Below are 23959 nucleotides of genomic sequence, written 5' to 3'. Positions count from 1 at the left end.
ACCTATTTCGCCAGTTGAAAAGGGTTCTCTGTCGCTCGGTCGTAGTCCACGAGATGGCCGTAGTCGAGACGATAGACCCGGTCGGCAACATCGAAATAGCGGTCGTCATGGGTGATTGCAATCACCGTCTTGCCGGCCGCCTTCAGCTCGGGCAGCAGTTCGTTGTAGAACACGTGGCGGAACACCGGGTCCTGATCCGCCGCCCATTCGTCCAGCAGGAACACCTCCCTGCCCTCCATCATCAGCAGTAACAGTGCCAGGCGCTTGCGCTGGCCCTGGGACAGGGCCGTGGTCGACAGGCGCCCGGCAGCGAACTCGACTTTATGGGCCAACCCAAGGCGGTCCAAGTAATGATCCACCCGGGCCTCAAGCCCCTCATGATTGCCGGCTTCGCCCAGCACATCGGCGAACAGATAGAAGTCGGCAAAAATGGCGGCGAAATGCTCCCGGTGCCACTCGCTGGTGCGGGTATCGAGCACCACGCCGTTCAGCGAAACCTGCCCAGAGGTGGGAACGTAGAGCCCCGTCAGGAGCTTGGCCAGGGTCGACTTGCCACTGCCATTGCCACCGACAATGAAAATCAACTCGCCGCGACGAATCGACAGGTCGATCGGCCCCAACTCAAACGCAAATTCGTCACTTTGCCCGGGATAGCGGTAATGCACGTTTGACAGGCGCAACTCACCGAAGGGTTGCGCCGCTTGTGCAGGGGTCTTGAACTGCACCGTCTCACCCAACGCCAGGGCATCGATGGCCTGCAAGGCAACATGGCCGCGAATGACCGCAGGAATGGCATCCAGGATCATCGAGATCGGCGTGCGCAGAAACATGATTGCCAGCACGTAACCCACCACAACCTGCTGACTGAGCAACCCCAGCCCCTGGCCGAGAAAGAACAGCGTACCGATCAGTACGAACACCAGCAGTGTCGTCCAGTTCAGGTTCACCGCCCACAAGGTGTCGGCACGTACCGACGCCTCCAGCGAGGCCCGCGCGATGGGTTCGAGCTTGTGTTCGTAGAGCAGGTGCCGGCGTTCCCGGCTCAGGCCCAACTCGCAACGCCCCTGGATGGCGGCCTCGAACTGCTCGGTCAACTGGTCATCCTGCTGCCGCACGGCCTGCATCAGGGTCTTGACCTTGCGCCCCAGCAGCACGTCAAGACCGACCCCAAGGGCAATCACCCCCAGGGTCAGGAAAAAGAACGGCATGCTCAACCAGGCCATGTAGGCGAGCCCCGCCAACAACAGCAAGCCGTTGTACAAGGAAATCGGCAGTTGCTTGAACGCCGTGGCGACGGTGGTCACGTCCTTGGTCAGCGCGTTGTAGATACGCGGGCTGCCCAGCCGCTCGATGCGCTCGAGTGCTGTGCCCAACACCTTGCCCACCAGCCGCAGGCGCAATTGGTAAACCAGGCGATGCCCGATCTGCACCAGCAGCCATTGCGACGTGACACCGCTGATGAACAATAGGATCAGCAGACCACCGAACAGCAACAAGCCCCGGCCGATATCATCGAGCCCATGCTCCAGGCTGCGGTTGATATACCCGATCAGGCCGATACTGGTTGCCGCGCTCAAGGCGCTGCTCAGAATCGCCAGCAGAATGCGCCATCGAGCATCGTGCAGCAGTTCTTTCAATAACATCATGAGACAGACACCACCTTGGCAGAGGTTTGCAACAGTAAAGGCAACAGGCTTTCGACCAATCGAGGCTCTGCGAGCATCTCGTGATGCCCCACGTCCAGCGTCCACTGGCGAACAGCTTGGTGGGTATGCGCTTGCCACTGAGCACGCAAGTCGGCATGGGCATTGCCGCGCCAGAGCCACAGCGGCACATCAACGGTGGGCAAGGCTTGCTCATACAAGCGCATCTTGATCGAGCGATATTGCGCCAATAGCGTGAGCAAATCAGCATCGGCGGCTCCCCATTGCAGATGCGCACGCACCTGGGCATCGTTGAGCAAGCGGGCAACGCCCTCGGCATAGTCCAGACCTGCCAACAGGCCCGTCACACGTTCGCGCAGCGACTCACCGATTGGCTGGGCGTGAGTGCGGCAGTAGAAAGCAAAATCGGCAATCAACTGGCCGGCTTCGTCGCCCTCGCCGGCCAGGCTGCGCTGCGCATCGTGATCGAGCACCACAAGCCCTTCGACGCTAAAGCCGTGGGCTTGCAGATGGGGCACCAGCATCAATGCCAGCCGCGACGCCAGGCTCCAGCCCAGCAGCACCAGCGGGCGCTGTTTCAGCTGGACAGGGATGCTCGCCACATATTGCTGCAACAGCACGTCCATGTCGTCCTCATCCCAGCCCTTTTCCAGGGCGGCCAGACCAAAGACAGCGGCTTTACCGTTTAGATTCTCTACCAACGGCTGATACGCCTGCAGATGCCCTTGCGCGCCATGCACCAGCAACAGGGCCGGCGCATGTTCATGCGCGTCATTCAAGACGTGCCATGGGCCGCCGCTGTGATCGTTACCCAGGCCATGAACCAGGTCACGGACGGTATGCCGCTCGAACAGCAGATTGGTCGGCAATTCGAGAGACAGGCGCTCGCGAATCAGCGACACCACTTTGATCGCCGCCAGCGAGTGCCCACCGACGTTGAAGAAATTGTCGGTCACCCCCAGCTCGTCGACACCCAACACCTCGCACCAAATCGCCAGAATGGCCGTTTCGAGCTCGCCCACGGGCGCCACGCGAGTGTTCTGCAAACGCTGCCTGGCGCGTTCGAGCAGGTTTTTGCGATCAAGCTTGCCATTGCTGTTCAGTGGCAGCGTCTTGAGTGCAAGGATACCGCTGGGCAGCATGTAGTCCGGTAGCTGGCGAGCCAGGGCGGCGTACAGTTGCTCGGTCGTTTGCGACAGGGCGTCGTCCTTGACCACGAAAGCCAGCAAGCGCCCATGGTCGCCTTCGCCGTCCAGCAAGACCGCAGCCTGCAACACGCCCGGCTGGGCCAACAAAGCCTGTTCGACTTCCGCCAACTCCAGGCGAAACCCACGGATTTTCACCTGTTGATCATTGCGCCCCAGAATGCGTACGGCACCATCGGCTTGGCGCAAAGCAAGATCACCGGTGCGATACAGGCGGTGGCCACTGAGTGGATCGACACCAAAGGCACCGCCACCGACACCACCCACATAACCGCGCCCGACACTGGCGCCACTGATGCACAATTCCCCGGCCTGGCCTGACGGCACTGCGCGTTGCTGGTCGTCGAGCAGGTGGATGCGGTTATCACCCAATACCTGGTTCAAGGCGCTATCACCCACGCCCTGGCTGACATCGATCGCACGCCATAGCACGCCAACCGTAGTCTCTGTCGGTCCGTAATGGTTGTAGAGGCGACAGGCCGGTTTCGCTTGGGCCAAACGGCTCAGCAAATGCTCACTGAGCGGCTCTCCGCCCAGTACCAGGACCTGGCGTGGAAGAATGCCGTTGGGAGCGTGCTCGCCCATCAGCGCTTCAAGGTGTGAAGGAACGATTTTGAGCACGTCCAACGGGTAGCGCTGAAGCTCTTCGGCGAACGCCCGGGCATCGGTCACGGTGGACTGCTCCAGCACATGCACACAACCGCCCTGCAACCAGGCCGGAAACAACACAGTATTTCCCAGATCCGCGAGCAGTGAAGACACCAGGCCATAATGCCCGGCCTCGGGTAACTGGAGCGCGCGGGTCACTTGCGTGACGTAATGGCGCAATTGGCCTTGCTCGATTTGCACACCTTTGGGCTTGCCGCTGGTGCCTGAGGTATAGAGCACGTAGGCCAGGTCTTGCGCCGAACCCTGCACCGGCGAATCGAACACCGGCCCCGTGCATGCCTGTGACCAGCACAGGGTGTCGACCGAGGTATCGGGCAGCAGCCCCTCTACGTACAGCAACAAGGTCGGTCGGGCATCCTCGATAATGTCGGCCAGCCGCAGCGGTGGTTGTTGGGGATCCAGTGGTAGGTACGCAGCACCGATCTTGAAGCAGGCTAGCATCGCGATCAACATCTGCGCCCCACGGGGCAAATACAGGCCGACCACGTGTTCATGGCCAACACCGGCCTGACGCAGGCTGCCGGCAACACGATCGCTCAAGGCATCGAGTTCGGCGTAAGAGAACATTTGCCCCGCATAGCGCAGCGCCGGTCGATCCGGTTGTGTCCGAGCGTGCTCGCGCACGGTGGCGACGATATCGAGATCCGGCGCCAGGGCGGGACGCGTCGGCAACGCCAGCAACTCCTCGGGCAAGTGCGGATCGACACCGTTGATGAGGCCATTGGGCGACTGCAGCAATTGCTCGAGCCAATGGGCGAAGCGCTTGAGCAAGACCTGCATCTGCTCTTCACGGTACAGACCACGGTCATAGGCCAGTGTCAGTTCCCCACTGTCCTGGGCATCGAGCGTCAGTTGCAATTGCAGTTCGACCGGGGTGTCGAAGGACAGGACTTGCAGCCCCTCCAGCAGCGGTGCATGCACGACACGCAGCCCGGTCTGAAAGCTGGCACGCCACTCGGGCAATAGCTGAGCCTGACCGACATATTCCTGCCAAGCCACCGCGTTTTCCAGTTGCCGAGCCAATGGCCGGGCCAGGTTGATCCAGGTGCTGTGTTCGGACACCCGCACCACCATCGGCAGCGTCTGCTCGAACAGCCCATAGGCTCCCGAGAGTTCTTCATAGTCATCGCGAGGATCGTGCTGCAGACCCAACTGGCCGTGCTGCTGGCCATTGAGCCTGCCCAGCAATGAGCCCCAGGCGGCCAGGGCCAGCGCTTCGACAGCCACGCCTTCGCGCACGGCCAGCGCCGTCAACGCCGCTGGCAATGTCTGCGCAAGCCTTAGCCGAACAACGGCATGGTTGCCGCTGGCGATGCCATAGCGCTCGATCAGGCGCATGCCCGGTACGTCCTGCAAGGCCAGGTTGCGCCAGAACTGCGTGCCTTGCTCGGCATCCTCGTCCAACTGCAGGCCATTGATCCACTCGACGTATTCGCCGTACTGCATGGGTTCAGTGTCAAACGACGCGGCACGTCCCAACAATTGCTCCTGCAACTGGATCAGGCTGCGTTGATCCAGCGAATAAACCGGGACCGCCAACAACAGATAATCGTCGAGTAGCCAGGCCAACACATCGGGTTGTTCGGCAAGGCAATGCGCCTTGGCCTCAAGCAGCCACTGTTGCTCATCATGCCCGTCACCTGAACGTCCCTCACGCCAGCTCAGGCGCAAGTCGAGGGGCTCGACCACACGCTGGCGCAGTCCCGTGGCGCCAACCGGGCGCTGGTAGCGCAAGCGCAACGCTTGATGCTGCTGCAAGCCGTCACGCAGTCGCTGTTGGACAGTGGCCTCGGGCACGCCCGACAGTTGCATCCGAACCCAGCGCCAGGCCTGCGGATTGGCCTGGGCCAGTTGTTTTTGTTGAGGTGAAAGCGTTAGTCCAAGGTCCATCATGGTTTCAACTCTGCGGGTGTCTCTTCGGTCTGCGCCGGCGCAGCCATGACCTGATCACGACCATAGATTTCACCCATGGCCACCACAATTTTACGCTCGCCTTCGAACGGATCCCGGGCGTGCGCAGCCAGCATGTTATCGAGCATGACCACATCGCCCTGCTGCCAGTCGAAGCGCACGGCACAACGGTCGTAGGCAGCGTTGATGGCCTCGATGGCACTTGGCTCAAGCTCGGAACCGTCACCGTAGAACACTTGTCTGGGCATCGCAGTTGTCCCGTCGCGCAGGAACTGCTCACGCACATCGGCATCGAGAAAGGCCGGGTGATAGAGCTGGATCTGATTGAAGAAGCTCTCCTCTCCCGTCAGCGGGTGCAGGATCACCGCAGGACAAACCTGACGGGTGTGCAGATCGTTGGCGCCGCGCCACTCAAAATCGATGTTGCTCTCACGGCAGATCCGCTCGACTTGCTCGCGCTCCTCGGTCTGGAAAAAGTGCTGCCAGCTGACGTCCAGGCTGGTGCTGAAATTGCGCACGTACATCAGTTGCTTGCGACGCAGGTTCGCTTGCAGCCAGGCCGGCAGTTCACGGTAAACCTGGCGGCTGTCGACAATCGGGGTCGCGCCACCGGAAGTGGCGGGCGTCTGGCAGTAGAACCATTGGCGACGCGGCCAGCGATGCTGATGAGCACTCTCGTTGTGGAACAGGATCATCCGATCCTTGGGATAGGGCGTGGACTTGTAGATGTTCTTGCCGCCCTCTTCCTTCGGCAGGTCACCGTACTGACCATATAACTGAGGGCACAAGGCTTGGCAAAAAGCCTCGAAAGCCGCCGGCGTCGGCAAATCAAAGCCACGCAAGAGAATCCCACCGTGCTCGCGCAACCAGCTTTCGACCTTCTCACGGTTGGCCTCAGCCCAAATGGCCGGTGCCAGTTCGCGGTCACGCAGTTGAATCAACAGGGGGAACTTCGAACCTTCGCGCAACGGTCGGGCTTCAAAGGGCTCGCGGGTAACGGGCGATCCGCTCTGGCGCATCTTGCCCAATTTGCTCATTTTGCGTTGCAGCGGATTGTCCGTGGACATTGCAGCAGCTCCTTTTGGAGTCGGAATCAGGGTGTCGATTGGGTTGTCCGGTGCGCCGAGGGCCATGTCCAGCAGGGACTCGAAGGCATCACGCAAGCGTTCGACCGTGGCCGGGCGGAACAGGCTGGTGCGATACACCCAGCGCAGGTTGAACACATCGCCGTCTTCGCTGGCGAACAGGGCCATGTCGAACTTGGAATGGTGCTGCTCGCCCGTCAGTGGTTCAACCTGCAGATTGCCGAGTTGGCGTTGCTGGCGCGGCGTGTTGTCGAGGACAAACAACGTCTGCAACAACGGGTGGACATTCGCCACCCGTGGCAGCTCCAGGCACTCGACGACACGCTCGAACGGCGTGTCCTGCCAGGCGAATGCTTGCAGACAAATCTCCCGGACCTGCTGCGCTTGCTCACGCAAACTCAGTTCCGGTTGCACGCGGATACGCAAGGCCAGCAGATTGACGAAAAAGCCGATCAGCGATTCAGTGGCCGGATGCTCGCGGTTGGCGACGTCCGTTCCGATCACCAGATCACGGCCTTGCGTTTCGCGCTGCAGCACGGCGGCATAGCACGTCAGCAGCACCATGAACGGCGACGTTGCGCTGTCCTGCGCGAAAGCCTTCAGCCGGCCAACCGTGGCCGCTGACAACTGGAAGTCCAGGGCCGCCCCGGTGCCGCTGTCGCGCTCCGGACGGGGAAAATCGAACGGCAGTGGCACCTGCGCGGGAATGCCGGCCAGGGTCTGTCGCCAGAACGCCAGGCCTTCACGCTGACGCAGCTGTACCGCCGCCGAACCTTGCCATACGGCATAGTCGACGTACTGGATCGCCAGTTCGCTCTGGGGCGGCAGCGCGCCCGTGCTGTACGCTTCATAACCCTGGATCAGTTCATCCACCAGCACAGCGCCGGACCAGCCATCGGAGGCGATGTGGTGCATGACCAACTGCAGCACATGTTCCTGCTCACCGAGGCGGTACAGGACGGCCCGCAGCGGTGCCTCGCTGGCGAGGTCGAACGGTCGCAGCGCAATGTCGCGGGCATCGACCGGCCACTGCGCGGCGTTCGAGGCGATCACTTGCAACGCTACCGACATCTGTCCGTGAATCCGCTGGTACAACTCGCCGTTACGCTGGTGATAGGTGGTACGCAAGATGGCATGGCGGTCTACCAGCCGGTGCACTGAACGCTCCAGGGCATGACGGTCCAGTTGTCCGCGCAAGCGCACATTGCTGCTCATGTTGAAGCTGCTGTCGGCCAGGTCCAGCTGCTGCATCAACCAGACGCGTTGCTGCGCCGAGGACAAGGGTTGCTCAAGCTGCCGATCGACCTGAGGGATCTGCAACGAAGCCAGATCCAGGTGCTGCGCAAGACCCTCGATGCGCTGCGCAAGGTCCGTCAGTACCGGCGTTTCGAACAGCCAGCGCAAAGGCACTTCAAAGCCCTGTTCCCGCAAGCGCGCACGCACCTGGGCCGCCATCAGAGAATGCCCGCCCAGTTGGAAGAAATGACCGTCAGCAGGAATCTGTTGCAGGTTCAACACCGCTGCCCAGACTTCGGCCAGCAACGCCTCGCTGGCCGTCAGCGGGCGCTGGACGTCCCCCTCGCCGCGGTTTTCCAACTGCAAGCGTGGCAGCTGTTTACGATCCACCTTGCCATTGGTATTGAGGGGCAGTTGTTCCAGCGCCTGCAAATGCGTCGGCAACATATAGGCCGGCAAGCGCCCCTGTAGGTAAGTGCGGATGGAGGCGGCGTCGGGTGGGTTGTCGGGATTGGCGACCCAGAAGGCGGCCAGATGCTCGCCTTGCACGGCCACGACCGCCTGCAGCAGTTCGGGGTGGCTGAGCAGCACGGCCTCGATCTCCCCCAGTTCGATACGATAACCACGCAATTTGATCTGGTCATCGGTGCGACCGAGGTAATACAGCTGCCCATCCGGCTGCCAGCGCGCCAGGTCGCCGGTGCGGTACAAACGCCCACCGTCACGGCTGAACGAATCGGCAATAAACCGTTCGGCGGTCAACCCAGGCTGCCCGGCATAACCGCGGGCCAGACCGTCACCGGCAATATAAAGCTCGCCCACACAACCGGGAGGTACTTCGCACAAGTGCTCATCAAGGATGTGGCAGCGGGTATTGAGCAATGGCCGGCCAATGGGTGCGACGGGCAACTGCAAGGCACCGATCGGCGCCTGGGTGGACCACACCGTGGTTTCTGTCGGGCCGTAGACGTTGACGAGGTGAGCCACGCATTGCCTGATCTCGGTCGCCATTTCCGCCGCCAGCGCCTCACCACCGGCCAGGGCCACAAGCCCGGCCAGCACCTGGCGATCGCCTTGCAGCAACATCGCCCAAGTGGCCGGTGTAGCCTGGATGAGATCCACGGCCTGGTCCTGAATCAATCGCGCAAGCAACATGGGGTCCTGTCGCTCTTCATCATCGGCCAATACCACGGTGCCGCCGCGCACCAGCGGCAGGCACAGCTCCAGGCCGCAAATATCGAAGGTCACCGTGGTCAAGGCCAGATAACGTTGCACGTTTTCCAGTGGCAGCGCCTCTTCCATGGCCAGCAGGAAGTTGGCGAAATTCCCTCGACTGATCTGCACGCCCTTGGGTTGCCCGGTCGATCCGGAGGTGTAGAGCGTGTAGGCCAACTGTTCAAGCGTCGTCGCCAATGCCGGGGCTTGTGCAGGGAACCGAGCCAATGGCAGGTCCGCCCACAGGCAACTGCGCAGGTGTTCGGGCAGGTCCGCGAACAGCTTGTCGCAGAGCAGCAATTGCGGTCGAGCGCGGGTGAGAATCTGCGCCTGGCGTGCCGGTGGATGAGCTGGGTCGAGCGGCAGGTAGCAAGCACCTGCCTTCTGGATCCCCAACAGGCACACCAGCAGTCTTTCGTCCCGAGGCAGGCAGAAGGCAATCGTCGACTCCTGCCCTATACCCTGCGCCAGCAGCCAATGGGCCAGGCGATTGGCCTGGGCATCCAGCGCCGCGTAGCTCAAGCGGCGATCAGCGCAGCACACCGCGATACGCTCAGGATGAACGGCGGCCTGTACTTCAAAGCGCGTGACAAAATCGGCCTCGCTGTGCAGATGCATGGACTTGCCCGCCACGGCCAAAGTTGCGACTGAACCCAGGGGAATTTCCAGCAAGCGCTGCTGAAGATCGAGGCTGACCAGGCTGGCGAGCAATCCCTGGTAATCCTCCATCAGCCGTTGGGTGGTACCGGGGCGCAACAGCGCAGTCGCGTATTCGACAATCAACCCGGTACGCGCATCAGTCCCGCGGCCTTGGGTGAACAGATTGAACGTCAGGTCGAACTTGGCACTCACCACGCCGTCCGGCAACGCCAGCGTTTCCACGCTGATGCCCGGCAAGTTGAGGCGGCGCGAATCCCGATGGTCGGCCTGGTAGTTGAACATCGCCTGGAACACCGGCGTGCGATCCAGGCTGCGCTCGACATCCAGCATGTCCAGCAGTTGCTCGAACGGCAGCGCCTGATGGGACAAATCATCGGCCAACTGTCCGTTCAGGGTCTGGATAAAGGCTTGCAGGCTTTGCCGGGGATCAATCTGCACCCGATGCGCCAGTGTGTTGACGAACAAACCGACCAATGCCTGGCTCTCGGCCGATTCGCGCCCTGCCACTGGCAAGCCAATGGCGAAATCATTGCGTCCACCATGACGCCAGAGCAGGAGCTGGTAGGCGGCGAAATACAGCACGAAGGGCGTGACACCCAGTGCCCTGGCCCGGGCCTCGACCGCCGCGCTCAACGAAACGGGCAAGGCCAGCTCACTGCGGGCGCCGGCGTAGGCCTGCAGCGCCGGTCGCGTGCAGTGGTCGGGAAGCTCCAGCGGTTCGTTGCTCAGACCTTGCAAGCGTTGTTGCCAGTAGGCCAGCAACTGGCTGCCCTGCTCCCCTTCCATGCCTCGCCGTTGTGCTTCGATCAATGGCAACAATCCGGTAGTCGCAGGCGTGGCCCGGTCCTGGTAGATCTGCGCAAAGTCCTCGACCAACAAGCCCATGGACCAGCCGTCCACGGCAATGTGGTGGACATTGAACAGCAAGCGATAATCACCCGGTGCCACACAAAATACATCGATTGCCAGCAACGGCCCCTGCGCAAGGTCAAAAACCCGCTTGGCGGCCCCGGCAATGGCCACTGCCTGTTGTGATTCATCCAGGTCCTGGAGGTCATGCACATTGAAGATTGCAGCAGCCGTCTCATCCAGGCGCTGCCAGACTTGCCCTTGCTCTTCGAAAAACCTGCAGCGCAATGCATCATGGCGCGAGACAAGGACCTGGCAAGCGCGCTGCAATCGTGGCACGTCCAGATCGCCGCGCAAGGCCAACAATTGCGTAACGTTGTAAGCCGTTGCAGCCGGATCGAGTTGTTGCATGAACCACACCCGTTGCTGGGCATGGGACAGTGCACGTGGCGGCGCCAAGGCTTCGGTTGCCGGCTGCGGTGCAACCGCCGGCGACGCTGAGGAGGTCAGAACCCCAGCCAGTTGCCGGGCGCTGGGGTTCTCCAGCAATTGCCGGGGCATCAGGCGCAGTTCAGCCTGACGCAGACGCGCGATCAATTGCAGGCTGAGGATCGAATCCCCCCCTTCGGCAAAGAAGTCGGCGTCCGGTCCCAGGCCAGGCTGTTCAAGCAACTCGCGAAAAGCCGTGAGGACGGTCAGCAACACGGGGTTCAACCGGCCATCGATGCACAGGGCCATGGTCGCCAAGGTGGAATGCTGCAGGACATCGCGTGGTTGCAACTTGAGTCCTTCGCGCGAGGCCAGGCCGATCAATTGCAGACTGAGAATAGAATCGCCACCGAGGGCGAAAAAATCATCGTCGCGTCCGACGTGCGCACAATCGAGAATCTGACACCACAGCTGCGCCAGGCGCTGTTCCGTGACGCCGATCGGTGGCCGGGCGGATGCATCGACCGACTCGGTCTCGGCCGGCTCAGGCAATGCCCGCCGATCCAGCTTGCCATTGGCCGTCAGAGGCAACGTATCCAGCCCCCACCAATGACTGGGCACCATGTGTTCCGGCAATTGACGCTTGGCCTCGGCTTGCAGAGCCGCCAACGCTTCGGTTGCCAGGGCGGGGCTGAGATACGCCACCAGTTGCGTGCGCCCTTTCACCTCGCAGGCCAGCACCGCCCCTTCGCGAACCTGGGGCTGAGCAGTGAGCCAGGCGCTGACTTCGCCCGGTTCCACGCGAAAACCGCGGATCTTGACCTGATCGTCCTGACGCCCCAGGAACACCAGTTGCCCATTGCGATCCAGGCGAACCCGGTCGCCGCTGCGATAAAAGCGTTGCCCCTGGGCAGTGGAACCAAATACTTGGGCGGTCAACTCAGGTTGACCGAGGTAGCCCTGGGCGACCTGAGGGCCTGCGATCAGCAGCTCGCCGGCGACACCCAGCGGCACCGATACGTCATTGCCGTCTACGATGCGCAAATGGCAATCCGATAACGGCTGCCCCAAGGGCAGATACAGACCCGAGTCAGGGGCGTCGAGGGCCTGGATTTCCCCGCAGATCACGCCGACCGTGGTCTCCGAAGGACCGTAATGGTTGAAGATGCGCAGTTGCGGTGCCAATTCACGCACCCGTGCAAACAAGGCCTGATCGAAACCCTCACCGCCCAGGATCAACACATCCCTGGGCAAGACGCGTCGGGCATCGTCCAGCGCCAATAGCCCGCGTAAATGCGACGGCGCGATTTTCAGGCAATCCACGGGCTGCTCGTCGAGAAAGTCAGCCCAGCCTGGCGGATCGAAGGTCAACGACGCTGGCGGCAGAATCAGCGGATCGCCGGCATTCAGCCCGGCGAACACGCAGGTCAGCCCCAGGTCCGCGGCCACGGTCGCCAACGTCGCCCAGCGGCTACCCGGTTTGGCTTGCACGCGTTGACCGATCGCGCTCGCGTAATGTCCCACGTTGCCATGAGTGACCAGGACACCTTTGGGCTGACCGGTCGAACCCGAGGTATAAATGAGGTAGGCAGGCAGGTGCGGCTGACTGAGGCTCTCGCCCAGCCCCTCGGTAGCCACCGCGGACAAATCGGCGGTACTGAGTACCAGGCGCGCCATGTCGACGTCCGTTTCAGGGGCCTCGGCCAGTGTCACCCACAGCCTCGCGCCACTGTCCTGCAGCAACTGCGCAAGTCGCTGTGGCGGCTGTGCCGGGTCAAGAAACAGACACACCGCACCGCGTTGCCAGCAGGCCAGCATCGCCAGCAGTTGTTCCGCGCAACGGGGCATGCACAGTGCAACCACCTGGCCCGGACCTATGCCCTGCCCGGCCAGTCGCGCGGCCAGCGCGCCGGTTGCGGCACCGAGCGTGGCATAGTCGACGGTTTGCCCAGCGCTGCACAACGCTGCCGCGTTCGGCGTGTGCGTTGCCCAGTGAAGTACTTGCTGATCCAGCGGCAAGGGTATGGCGCCCAACGCGGGGCCACTCAGCTCACTCGGTGGCGAAACCAGCTGCAGTTCGGCCAGACGTCGCTGGGGATGGCTTGATGCCTCTTGGAAAATCGCCAGCAAGTCATCCAGCATCTGCTCAACCGTGGCCGCGTCGAACAATTCGTCGCTGTATTCCAACTCGCAGCGCAGGCGCGCGTCAGCGGTACGTACCAGGCGCAGCGTGAGGTCGAAACGTGCATGACGCTGCGGCGGGTCGAGCACTTCAACCGCGACACCGGGCAATGTCAGGGTGCGGCTTTCGGGTAAATCGACCTGGACGAACATTACCTGGAACAGCGGGTTCGAACGTGGACGGTCAAGGCTTTCGAGGACATTTTCGAAAGGCAGCAACTGATGATCGAAGGCGGCCGCGACGGTGTCACGGGTGCGCAGCAGCGCGGTGGCGAAGTCCGGGTTGTCGTGCAGGCGCTGACGGATCACCAGGGTATTGAGCAACGGGCCTATCAAGGGCATCAACTCTGGGCGATCACGTTGTGCCGCCGAGGTGCCCAGGCACAGGTCGTTCTCGCCACTGTAGCGCGACAGCAAGCAACTGAAGGCCGTCAGGCCGTAGATGTACAGCGTCACCCCATGACTACGAATGGCGGCTTCTACCGCCGTCGTCAGCTGCGGCGAAAGCTCCCGGGCAAGCACCGCGCCGCTATGGCGGCGTTGCGCGGGCGCAGGGCGTGGCCGATCCAGGGGCAATGCCAAGGGCGCCGGCGCATCTGCCAGTTGGCCGCGCCAGAAGTCGATGTGCTGCCGGCAGCTTTCGCTGTCCAGCCACTCGCGTTCCCAAGCCGCGTAATCGGCGTATTGGATACTCAATTCGGGTTGGCGGGCCGGCTCATTCATTGCCAGCGCCCGGTAAGCCTCGGCCAGTTCCAGGGTCAGTTGCTGAGCCGACCAGGCATCGTAGGCCACATGGTGAATGGTGAAAAACAACCAAGTCGATTGCTCTTGCGCGTCGCTGAAGGCTTGCCAGCGCCAAGGCACCGACTGAGCGAGATCGAAGGGCTCGGCGAGCTGGCGAGCATATTCATCGGCGCACCACTGCTCATATTCAGAAGCCGCCAGGGTCAACGGTTCGACGGATGGCAGCGGCACTTGTTGCGACTCACAATGGGGCTGCATCTGGCCTTGGGAATCGGTGGTGTAACGGGTGCGCAGGATCTGATGACGGTCAGTCAACTGCTGCATGGCCTGCTGCAAACGCTCGCCATCGAGGCGGCCGTCGAAACGCAGTACCGAACACAGATTGTAAAGGGCACGACCGCTCAGGGCTTCCGCCGACAGAAAGCGCCGCTGCGCCTGCGCCAACGGCATATGCTCACCTTCGCCAAGCACGGCGGGAACGATTGGCAGGCGCCAGCTATCGATGCCCTTCTCGGCCAGGCGCTGGCGAAAGACTTTTTTCTTGTCCGCGGGCAAGGAAGCCAGCCGCTGCGCAATCTCCAGGAAAGCTTGTTGCGTCATCGCACTCATCCTTACTCTTCCATCTCTGATAACAGGCGCTGCATTTCGTCCAGGGCTTCGTCGGTCGAAGGCCCTTGGGGTTTCTCGATCTGCTCGGCAAGACCGGCAATCGTCGGGTTATGGAACAGGCTGCGCAGCTCGATCCTGATGCCGAAACGGCTCTCGACCTGGGTCATCAGGCGCATCGCCAACAACGAATGCCCGCCCAGCTCGAAGAAACTGTTGAACACCCCGACTTGCGGCACCTCAAGCAGGCCCTGCCAGATCTCGGCCAGTTGCTGCTCCAGTTGGTTACGCGGCGCCACGCCCTGTACAGCGATGGGCTGCGGTGCCGGCAAGGCCTTGCGGTCGATCTTGCCGTTGGCATTGAGGGCAAAACGCTGCTGCTCGATAAAACCGGCCGGGACCATGTAGCCCGGCAACAGGCCTTCGAGATACCGCCGCAGGGCCACTTGATCAATGGGGCTCGGCGCCTGCAGCCAAGCGAACAGGCTTTGACTGCGTGGATCGATCATCACCACGGCCTCTTCCACGCCCGGGTAACGACGCACCAGCGATTCGATCTCACCGGGCTCGATGCGGAATCCGCGCACCTTGACCTGGAAGTCGCTGCGACCGACATACGCCAACCGACCGTCACCGCGCCGGCGTACCAGGTCGCCAGTGCGGTACATGCGGCTGCCAGGTTCGCCGGCATAGGGGTCAGGCAGATAGACCGCGGCCGTTGCGGCGGCGGCATGCTGATAGCCACGGGTAACCCCGGCGCCCGCGATATACAGCTCCCCGGTAGTGCCCAGCGGCACCGGACGCAGCATTTCATCGAGCACATAGCAGCGGGTATTGAGCAGCGGCGAGCCAATATCAGCCACGCCGGACGGCACCTCCTGCAACGCCTGCGTGGTCGACCAGACGGTGGTTTCGGTCGGGCCGTAGGCGTTGATCAGTACCACGCCCCGGCTACGCAGCTCGGTCACCAGTTCGCCCGGAACCGCCTCACCACCAATCAGCCCGCGCACTGGCGGCCAGTCGGCCTGTCCGGTTTCCAGCAGGATCTGCCAGCCGGCGGGTGTCGCCTGGAACACCGTGGCCCGGCGCAGCAAGGCAAACAGTTGATGACCATCGACGACCTGCTCGCGACGGGCCAGCAAGATGGCTGCGCCGTTGACCAGCGGCAAGAACAGTTCCGGCTTGCACATATCGAACGCGTAAGTGGTACTGGCCAGCCAGACATCCGCAGCGCTGAGTGGCAACTGCCGATCGAGACCGGCCAATAGGTTGCTCAGGTTCTCGCGTGTGACCTGCACACCTTTTGGTGTACCGGTCGAGCCCGAGGTGTAGATCACATAAGCGCGTTGCTGTGGGTTGACCGCCAGCATCAGGTTGTCGGCGCTGCATGCCTCCAGCGACAACTGATCGAGCCAGACGTTGTCGACACCGCTCAAGGCATCGCCACACTGACTTTCGCTGAGCACCAGGGCCGGCCGCGCGTGCTCGATGATGAAGCGCAGGCGATCTGCCGGGTGTTGCGGATCCAGCGGCAAGTACGCCGCGCCAGCTTTGTGAATAGCCAGCAGGGTTGGCAGCAACCAGGGGCCACGACTCAAGCAAACGGCAATCAGCTCATCGGTGCCGACACCCTGTGCACGCAGCCAATGGGCCAGGCGATTGCTGAGGGCATTGAGCTGGGCATAACTCAATTGCTGATCCTGGCAATCGACCGCCAATGCCTGGGGCGTCAACGCCACCTGGCGCTCGAAGCGGGCAATCAAGTCCACTTCGCCGTGCAAGACCTCGGCTGCCTGGTTCCATGGCCGCTGGGCCAGGGCATGATCGGCGTTGGCCAGGTCGATGTCCCATAGGCGCGCCTGTGAGTTTTTCAGCATGCCCTCGAGCAGATACAGATATTCGTCGGCATAACGTTGCGCCGTCCGGGCCAGGAACAGGTCGGTGTTGTACTCCAGCACACATTGCCAATCGTCACCGTGCTGCTCGATGTGCAAGCCGATATCCACCAGGGCGCTGTCACTTTCCACAGCCAGTCGCTGCGCCGGCAAGCCGGCGAAACGGTGCTCATCCTTTGCGGCGACATCGCGCTGGATCAGGTTGAACAACGCCTGGAACAGCGGTGTGTGGCTAAGGTCGCGGCGCACTTGCAACGCCTCCACCAGTCGCTCGAAAGGGACGTCCCCATGCTGCTGTGCAGCCAGGTGAGTGGCTTGCAGTTGCTGCCAGAACTGTTCGACCGGTTGCTGGGCATCAATGTGACTGCGCAGCACCTGGGTGGTCGCGAAGTAGCCAATCAGGTTGTCGGTGTGGGCCTGATGGCGATGGGCGACCGGCAGGCCAATCCAGATTTCACGCTGGCCCGAGTGTCGGGCCAGGAGAACTTTCCAGGCTGCAAGCAACGGCGCGAACGCGGTCAACCCATGGCGTTGCGCGGTCTCGCGCAGCGCCTTGACCAGGGTTGCCGGCAGGCTGAAGCGCAGGCGCTGGCCTTTGTAACCTTGCTCCGCGGGGCGTGGCATGTCGGTCGGCAGGTTCAGCACCGGCGGCTCCCCTGCCAGGCTCCGACGCCAGTACTCAAGCTGCGATTCGATACACGCTTGCCCCGCAGGACTCTGCCAACTGGCGGCGATGTCAGAAAACTGCAGCGGTAGTGGCGGCAAGCAAGCGCCGCGCCCTTCCAGCAACGCCTGGTAGATCAGTTGCAGTTCATTGAAGAAGATTTCCAGCGAACGGGCATCGGCGATGATGTGGTGCAAGGTAACCTGCAGCACACTCAGGCTTTGGCCCTGGTACACACGCACTCGCCACAGCGGGGGCGCCGAAAGGTCGAAGGGACGCTGTGCCTCTTGACTCAGTTTCTGCGCAAAAACTGGCGAATGCGCGTCAATCTCCAGAGGCTCGAAGCTCAACGGCACCGCCGTGAGCGCCTCGACCTGCTGACGTGCGCCCTCGGACGTTTCGCTGAATACCGTGCGCAAACTGTGCTGGCGACTGATCAGTTGCGTCAGTGCCTGCTCCAGCAACGACGGTTGCAGCGCCCCCTCCAGACGCAAGGCGAGGGACAAATGGTAGGCCTGGGTATCGCCCTGCAAACGATCGAGGAACCACAGCCGCTGCTGGGTGAAATGCAGCGGTGCCAAGGGTTCTGCAAAATGACGCAAGACGCCCTCTGCCTCAATGCCCGTCGCCGCCAACTGCGCCGCCAGATCCCGCAGGACCGGCCGCTCGAACACCGTGCGCAAAGGCAGGCGCCGGCCATGCTGTTCGGCCATTCGCGCCACCAGACGCGCTGCCAGCAGAGAATGGCCGCCCAAGGCGAAGAAGTTATCGTCGGCACCCACATCGGTGCAGCCCAACAGCTCCTCCCAGAGCGTGGCCAACGCCTGCTCCCATTCGCCCGAAAGCGCGCCACTGTGGCGGTTACGCTGTACCGGCGCCGGCAATGCCTTGCGGTCAACCTTGCCGCTGGGGCTCAAAGGCAGGGTGTCCAGGCGAACGAACTGGCTCGGCAACATGTAGTCCGGTAATTGCGCGCCGAGCGTCTCACGCAAGAGCGCTTCATCCAGCGGGTCGCCTGCGTAGTAAGCCACCAGACTCGCTGTTTCGCCGCCACCCAGCAGCACGACAGCCGCTTCGCGAACCCCGGGAATACGCGCCAGCAGCGCTTCGATTTCACCCAACTCGATTCGGAAGCCGCGCAGTTTGACCTGGAAATCCAGACGCCCCAGGTAATCCAGGCCGCCCTGGCTGTTACGACGAACCCGGTCACCGGTGCGGTACATACGGGCGCCAGGCACGAAAGGATCGGGCAGGAAAGCCGCCGCGGTCAGTCGCGCCGCCGCGAAGTAACCACGACCGAGGTTGGCCCCGGCCAGATACAGTTCACCCGGTACACCTGCGGCCACTGGCTGCAGATCAGCATCGAGGACATACGCCGCGGTATTGGCCACCGGTTGCCCGATAGGCACTTCCACACCCGCCTCACCACCGCTGCGTACTTCAAAAGTGCTGTAGACCGTCGCTTCTGTCGGCCCGTAACCGTTGATGACCCTGGCGCCCCTGCCCTCGATGGCTTCGGCCAATGCACAGGGCAAGGCCTCCCCACCGGAAACGGCACGCACGCCTTGCCAACTGCGCGAGGTGTGCGCCACCAGCATCCGCCAGGTCGCCGGAGTGGCCTGCATGACCGTTGGTTGTCCTGTCATCAATAGCTGATCGATCGCTTGGGGATCACGCGCCTGCTCGCGATCAGCCAACAGGATGCTGGCGCCATGCGCCAGAGGCAGCAGCAATTCGACAATGGCAATATCAAAGGTCGCGGTGGTCAATGCCAGCACCCGATCCCGGGCCGTCATTGGCAAGACCTGGTCCACGGCCAGCATCAGGTTCATCAGGTTGCCGCGGCTGATAGCCACGCCTTTGGGCTGGCCAGTGGAGCCGGAGGTGTACAACACGTAAGCGAGCTGTTGCGCAGTCGATGCCGGCGCCTTGTAGCTGTCGGTTGCGCTCATGGCATCGATGTCAAGCAACGGCACGCCACTGTTCCACTGCGCCAACACCGCCAGGCTCGCGGCAGTGCCCAGACACAGTTTGGGTTGCGCCGCCTCAAGAATGTAACGGCCACGCTCCGGTGGCGTGTCCTCGGCCAACGGCACGTAGGCAGCGCCGGCCTTGAGGATCGCCAGCATCGCCATGGGCAGGCGGGCATCACGAGGCAGGCTCAAGGCCACTCGATCTTCGATGCCAACGCCATGGGCCTGCAAAGCCGTCGCCAGTCGTTCGGCGGCCTGATCCAGTTCGCCATAGCTCAGGCGCTCATTGCCGGCCAGTACGGCGACCGCGTCGGGTTGGCGGGCAACCTGATGAGCAAAGGCCTGGAGGATGTCCTGATGACCGGCCACGCGGTGCCCCTCGATTCGGGCAAGACCCCGTTCGGCGGGTTGCCATGCCAGCTCACCCAAGGCCTGCCCTGGCTGCTCTAGCAACGCATCAAGCAATGCCAGATATTGTTCGGCCATCGCTTGCACGGTCTGTTCGCGGAACAGATCGCTGCTGTATTGAAGGCTCAGGCTGATGCCATGCTCGCTGTCCCGCACGTCCAGGTGCAGGTCACACATTACGCTGTCCGGACGATTGTCCAACGGCTCGGCGATCACATCGGTCAGCTCAAAACGCTCCAGGGCGTTGCCCGGAAAGTAGTTGAACATGGCCTGGAACAGGGGGTTGTAACTTACCTGCCGGACCACACCAAGCTGTTCGATCAGGTAATCGAAGGGCAAGTCCTGATGGGACTGAGCCGACACCGACAACGCCTGCAACTCGATCATCAGTTGCAGCAGACTGCGCTCGCCCGACAGTTTTTTGCGATACACCAGCGTATTGACGAAGCAACCGACCAGGGGCTGCAGGACCCCATGGTGCCGATTGGCAACGGGAACCCCGACCAGAATGTCGTCCGCGCCGCTGCGGCTGCGCAACAGCAGCTGAAACGCGGTCAGCATCGGGATGAAATTGCTCCAGCCATGGTGAGCACTGAACGCGCGCAAGCGTGCCGCCAGGGCCTCGGGCAAGCGCCGTTCAACACGACCGCCAGCCTGGGTGGCCTGGGCAGGACGAGGAAAATCGGCCGCCAGCTCCAGCACCGGCAACTCGCCGGCCAACTGCTCGCGCCAATAGGCCAGTTCCTGCTCACAGGCCTTGCTGGTCATCCATTGGCGTTGCCAGAGTGCATAGTCGGCGTATTGCATCGACGAGGCTGACTGCTCCGTCACCAGGCCTTGCCGCAAGTTGCGGTACTGCTTGCACACACCGTCGATGATCAATTGCAGGGACCAGCCATCGGCAACGATGTGATGGCAGTTCAACGACAGGACAAATGCATCCGGCGCCAGGCGATAGAGTCTTGCACGCAGTAATGGAGCCGTTTCCAGAGAGAAAGGCGTCATTGCATCCTGACGCAGCAAGTCGTGCAGCGCCTCTTCGCTCTGCACCTCGATCAAAGGCATCTCAAGCTCGGTGCGGGCCAGGATCACCTGGCTCGGCCCTTGAGCTTCGCCGATGAACCCGGTGCGCAACACTTCGTGCTGATCGACCACGGCCTGCAGGGCAGCCTGCAGGTCGGCGATATGCAACTCGCCGGTCAAGCGCACGGCACCGGCCAGGTTGTAGGCGGGACTTTGCGGATCCAGTTGCTGCAGAAACCACAGGCGCTGCTGGGCAAACGAAAGTGGCAACTTTTCAGGGCGCGGCAACAGCGTTGGCGACAACTTGACCGTGCTGGCTCGACTTTCCAGCCAATCGGCCATGGCGGCGATGGTCGGGCGCTCGAACACCACGCGCAGAGGCAAATCCTTGCCACTGAGTTTGCCGATCAGGCCAATCAGTTGAGTGGCCAGCAGCGAGTGACCGCCTAGCTCGAAGAAATTGTCCTCGACCCCGACCTGACCGAGCCCCAGCACGCTTTGCCAAGCCTCGACCATCTGCCCCTGCAACTCGCTGCTGGGCGCAACGTAGCGGGCCTGACTTTGCGCGGCGAAATCCGGCGCGGGCAAGGACTTGCGGTCGATCTTGCCATTGCCATTGAGTGGAAAGCGCTCCAGAAACACAAAAGCGCCCGGGGTCATGTACGGCGGCAGGTTACCCAGAACATGCTCGCGCAGGGCCTCGATGCTTGCCTGTGCATCCGCCACCACATAAGCCACCAGGACCTTGGAACGTTGCTGGTCATCACGAGCCACCACCACGGCTTCCCGTACGCCGGGGTAACGGGTCAGGCAGGCTTCGATTTCGTCCAGTTCAATACGGTGCCCGCGGATCTTGACTTGGTGGTCGGTACGGCCGACGTATTCAAGATCACCATTGGGCAGGAAGCGCGCCAGGTCGCCAGTGCGATAGAGACGGGAACCGTCGTTGGCAATCGGGTCCGGCAGGAACACCGCCGCCGTGCGCGCCGGGTCGGCCATATAACCGCGCCCGACGCCCACCCCGGCCACGAAGATTTCCCCGACCGCGCCGGCCGGTATCGGCTGCAGGTCGGCATTGAGCAGGTACAAGCGATTGTTCAATGTGGCGCGACCGATCGGCACATTGGTGCGCTGCTCAGGCAAACGCTCGAGCAACGGATGAAAAGCCACGTCATCGGAGCATTCGGCCGGCCCATAGGCGTTCATCAACGGGATGGCGGGATAACGCTCGAACCAGCGACGCGCCAACGCCGGCGGCAACGCCTCGCCGGTGGCCAGCACCCAGCGCAGGGACGAACGCTCGAGCCCCGCGTCGAGCAGGCTCTGCATCAACGACGGCACGGCCTCAAGAATACTGATGCCGTGTCGTTCAATGGCTGAAGCCAGCGCCTCAGGATCCTGCACGACGCAATCGCCGAGGATCACCGTGCGCGCCCCCAGCACTAGGCCAGCGAGGGTTTGCCAGACGGAAATGTCGAAGCACTGCGGCGCGGTCTGGGCAATCACGTCGGTCGCATCGAGCCCCAGCCCCGGCAGTTTGCCGAGAATGTTATTGAGCATGCCCGCATGCGCCACCATGGCTCCTTTGGGCGTGCCGGTGGAACCGGAAGTGAAGATGCAATAGGCCAACGAGCGGTCGTGAACCGGGATGTTCAACGCGTCATCGCTGTAGCTGCTCAACACCGCCGGATCGTAGAGCACCGGTTGGGGACGCTGCTCAAGGTAGTCCAAAGCCTCCATCGCCAGCTCGCCCTGCCCTGCACTGTGAATCAGCAGTGGCGTTCGACTCTGGCGCAGGACCTGCGCCAGCCGCTGAGGCGGGTTGCGTGGGTCGAGCGGCAGCCAACCGGCACCGGCCTTGAGGGTGGCGACAATCATCACCACCAGGTCCAGGCCTCGCTCGTCGAACACCGCGACCAAATCGTCGGACTTGACCCCCTGCGCCCGCAAGTGCCGGGCCAGACGGTTGGCGGCGCGGTTCAACTGGTCGAAGGTCAGGCTTTGCTCGCCGTGAACCATGGCAATGCGCTCGGGTGTCTGGCGAACCTGTTGCTCAAACCGCTCGATGTACAGCGGTTGCAGCAGTTGTTCATTGGCCGCCAGACCACCCCCGGCCCAAACTTGATGCTGGTGGGCAATCTCACGCTCATCGAGCATCGCCAAGTGGTGCAAAGGGGTCTCGGCGTTCGTGTGCAGGGCATCACCGATGTTCAGCAACAAGGTGCGGAAGTGGCGCAGCATCTGCTCGACTTCTTCGCGCAGGAACCAATCGGCCTGGTAGGTCAGTTGCAAATGCAGGCGCTCACCCGGGACGATCACCACCGTGATGGGATAGTTCGTATGGGTGCGGTTGGCCATGTCGCTGATCAGGTAGTCCAGTTGCCCCTGGCGCAAGTCGGCGGCAATGGGGGCGTTCTCAAAGACGAACAGGCTCTGGAACAAATCCTGACGCTGTACTTCGCTCCAGCGCTGGATCTCGGCCAGGGACACACTCTCGTGTTCGCGCAGGCTCAGGTTCTCGGTCTGCAAGGCCTTCAGCCATGGACCCAGCGCGTCATCCGGGCGCCAACGCCAGCGCAGCGGCAAGCTGTTGATGAACAGACCGACGATGCTTTCCATGCCTTGCAGGTGCACCGGGCGACCGGCGACCGTGATACCGAACACCAGGTCGCGATCACCGCTGTAACGCGCCAACAGCAAAGCCCAGGCCCCCTGCACCAGGGTGTTCAGGGTAATGCCGTGCTGGGCCGCCGCGCTTTGCAGTGCCTGGGTTTGCTCAAGCTCCAGATGTTCGACACAGTCCTCAACGGGCTCGGCGGCGCCCTGAATGCGCCCGACATGACCGAAGCCAAATTCATTGGGCGTGTCGAAACCCGCCAGGCGCTGTTGCCAGAACGCCTGATGATCTTCCGGCTTCTGGGTTTCCAGCCAGCGAATGAAATCACGGTATGGACGCGGCGCCGGCAAATTCAGGCGGCGACCTTCCTGGGCGGCGCGGTAGCCGTTGAGGAAGTCCATCATGATGATCGAGAAGCACCAGGCATCCATCAGAATGTGGTGATAGCTGCGCACGAACTGGTAGGTGTCGGGCGCCAGCTTGTACAGCCTGACTCGCATCAGGGGGGCCTTGGTAAAATCCAGTCCCTGGGCGCGTTCTTCGCTGAGCAATTGCTCCAGGCGATCCTGCTGCTCACCTTCGCTTAGATGCGACCAGTCCTCATAGGTGATCGGCAATTCGACCTGCTTGTGCACGACCTGCATCGGTCGCTTCTGCTGCTTCCAGACAAAAGAGGTGCGCAGCAACTCATGGCGCTCCACCACCTGCGCCCAGGCCTGACGAAAAGCGGCCAGATCGAGATTGGGCATGACCATGACATGACGGTATTGCAGCAGGTACATACCCTTGCCAGGGTGCAGCAGGCTATGAAACAGCAGCCCCTGCTGCATGGGAGCCAGCGGGTAAATCGCTTCGATATTGCGCGAAAGTGCTTTGACCTTGTCGTTCATGCTGACGGTATCCGAACCTGTAATGTAGGGGGGCG

Annotated in this window: 4 protein-coding genes; all 4 read right to left on the bottom strand. The window is 62.3% G+C overall.

The annotated features are described in order from the left end of the window. Positions 1-2 precede the first annotated feature (2 nt). From BLU76_RS05560 to BLU76_RS05545, 4 genes are read right to left on the bottom strand one after another with little or no spacing between them, the layout of a single operon-like run. Positions 3-1646 carry a cyclic peptide export ABC transporter gene (locus BLU76_RS05560; protein WP_092142017.1) on the bottom strand — a complete coding sequence of 548 codons (1644 nt, stop codon included), beginning with the start codon at positions 1644-1646 and terminating at the stop codon, positions 3-5. After that, a complete protein-coding gene (locus BLU76_RS05555) occupies positions 1643-5428 on the bottom strand; it encodes a non-ribosomal peptide synthetase (protein WP_256572646.1) in 3786 nt (1261 codons plus the stop codon). Before BLU76_RS05555 ends, BLU76_RS05560 begins: the two co-directional genes overlap by 4 nt. After that, positions 5428-14448, bottom strand: a complete 9021-nt coding sequence (locus BLU76_RS05550) for a non-ribosomal peptide synthetase (protein WP_170867277.1) — start codon at positions 14446-14448, stop codon at positions 5428-5430. Before BLU76_RS05550 ends, BLU76_RS05555 begins: the two co-directional genes overlap by 1 nt. Before the next feature lie 11 nt (positions 14449-14459). Next, entirely contained in the window at positions 14460-23924 is a 9465-nt protein-coding gene (locus BLU76_RS05545; protein WP_092221818.1) for a non-ribosomal peptide synthetase, read from the bottom strand. Positions 23925-23959: the final 35 nt, after the last annotated feature.

The organism is Pseudomonas sp. NFACC08-1, assembly GCF_900106735.1.
Taxonomy (GTDB): Bacteria; Pseudomonadota; Gammaproteobacteria; order Pseudomonadales; family Pseudomonadaceae; genus Aquipseudomonas; species Aquipseudomonas fluorescens_Q.
Note: the sequence above shows the minus strand (reverse complement) of the source record. Positions and strands in the feature narration are given on the sequence as shown.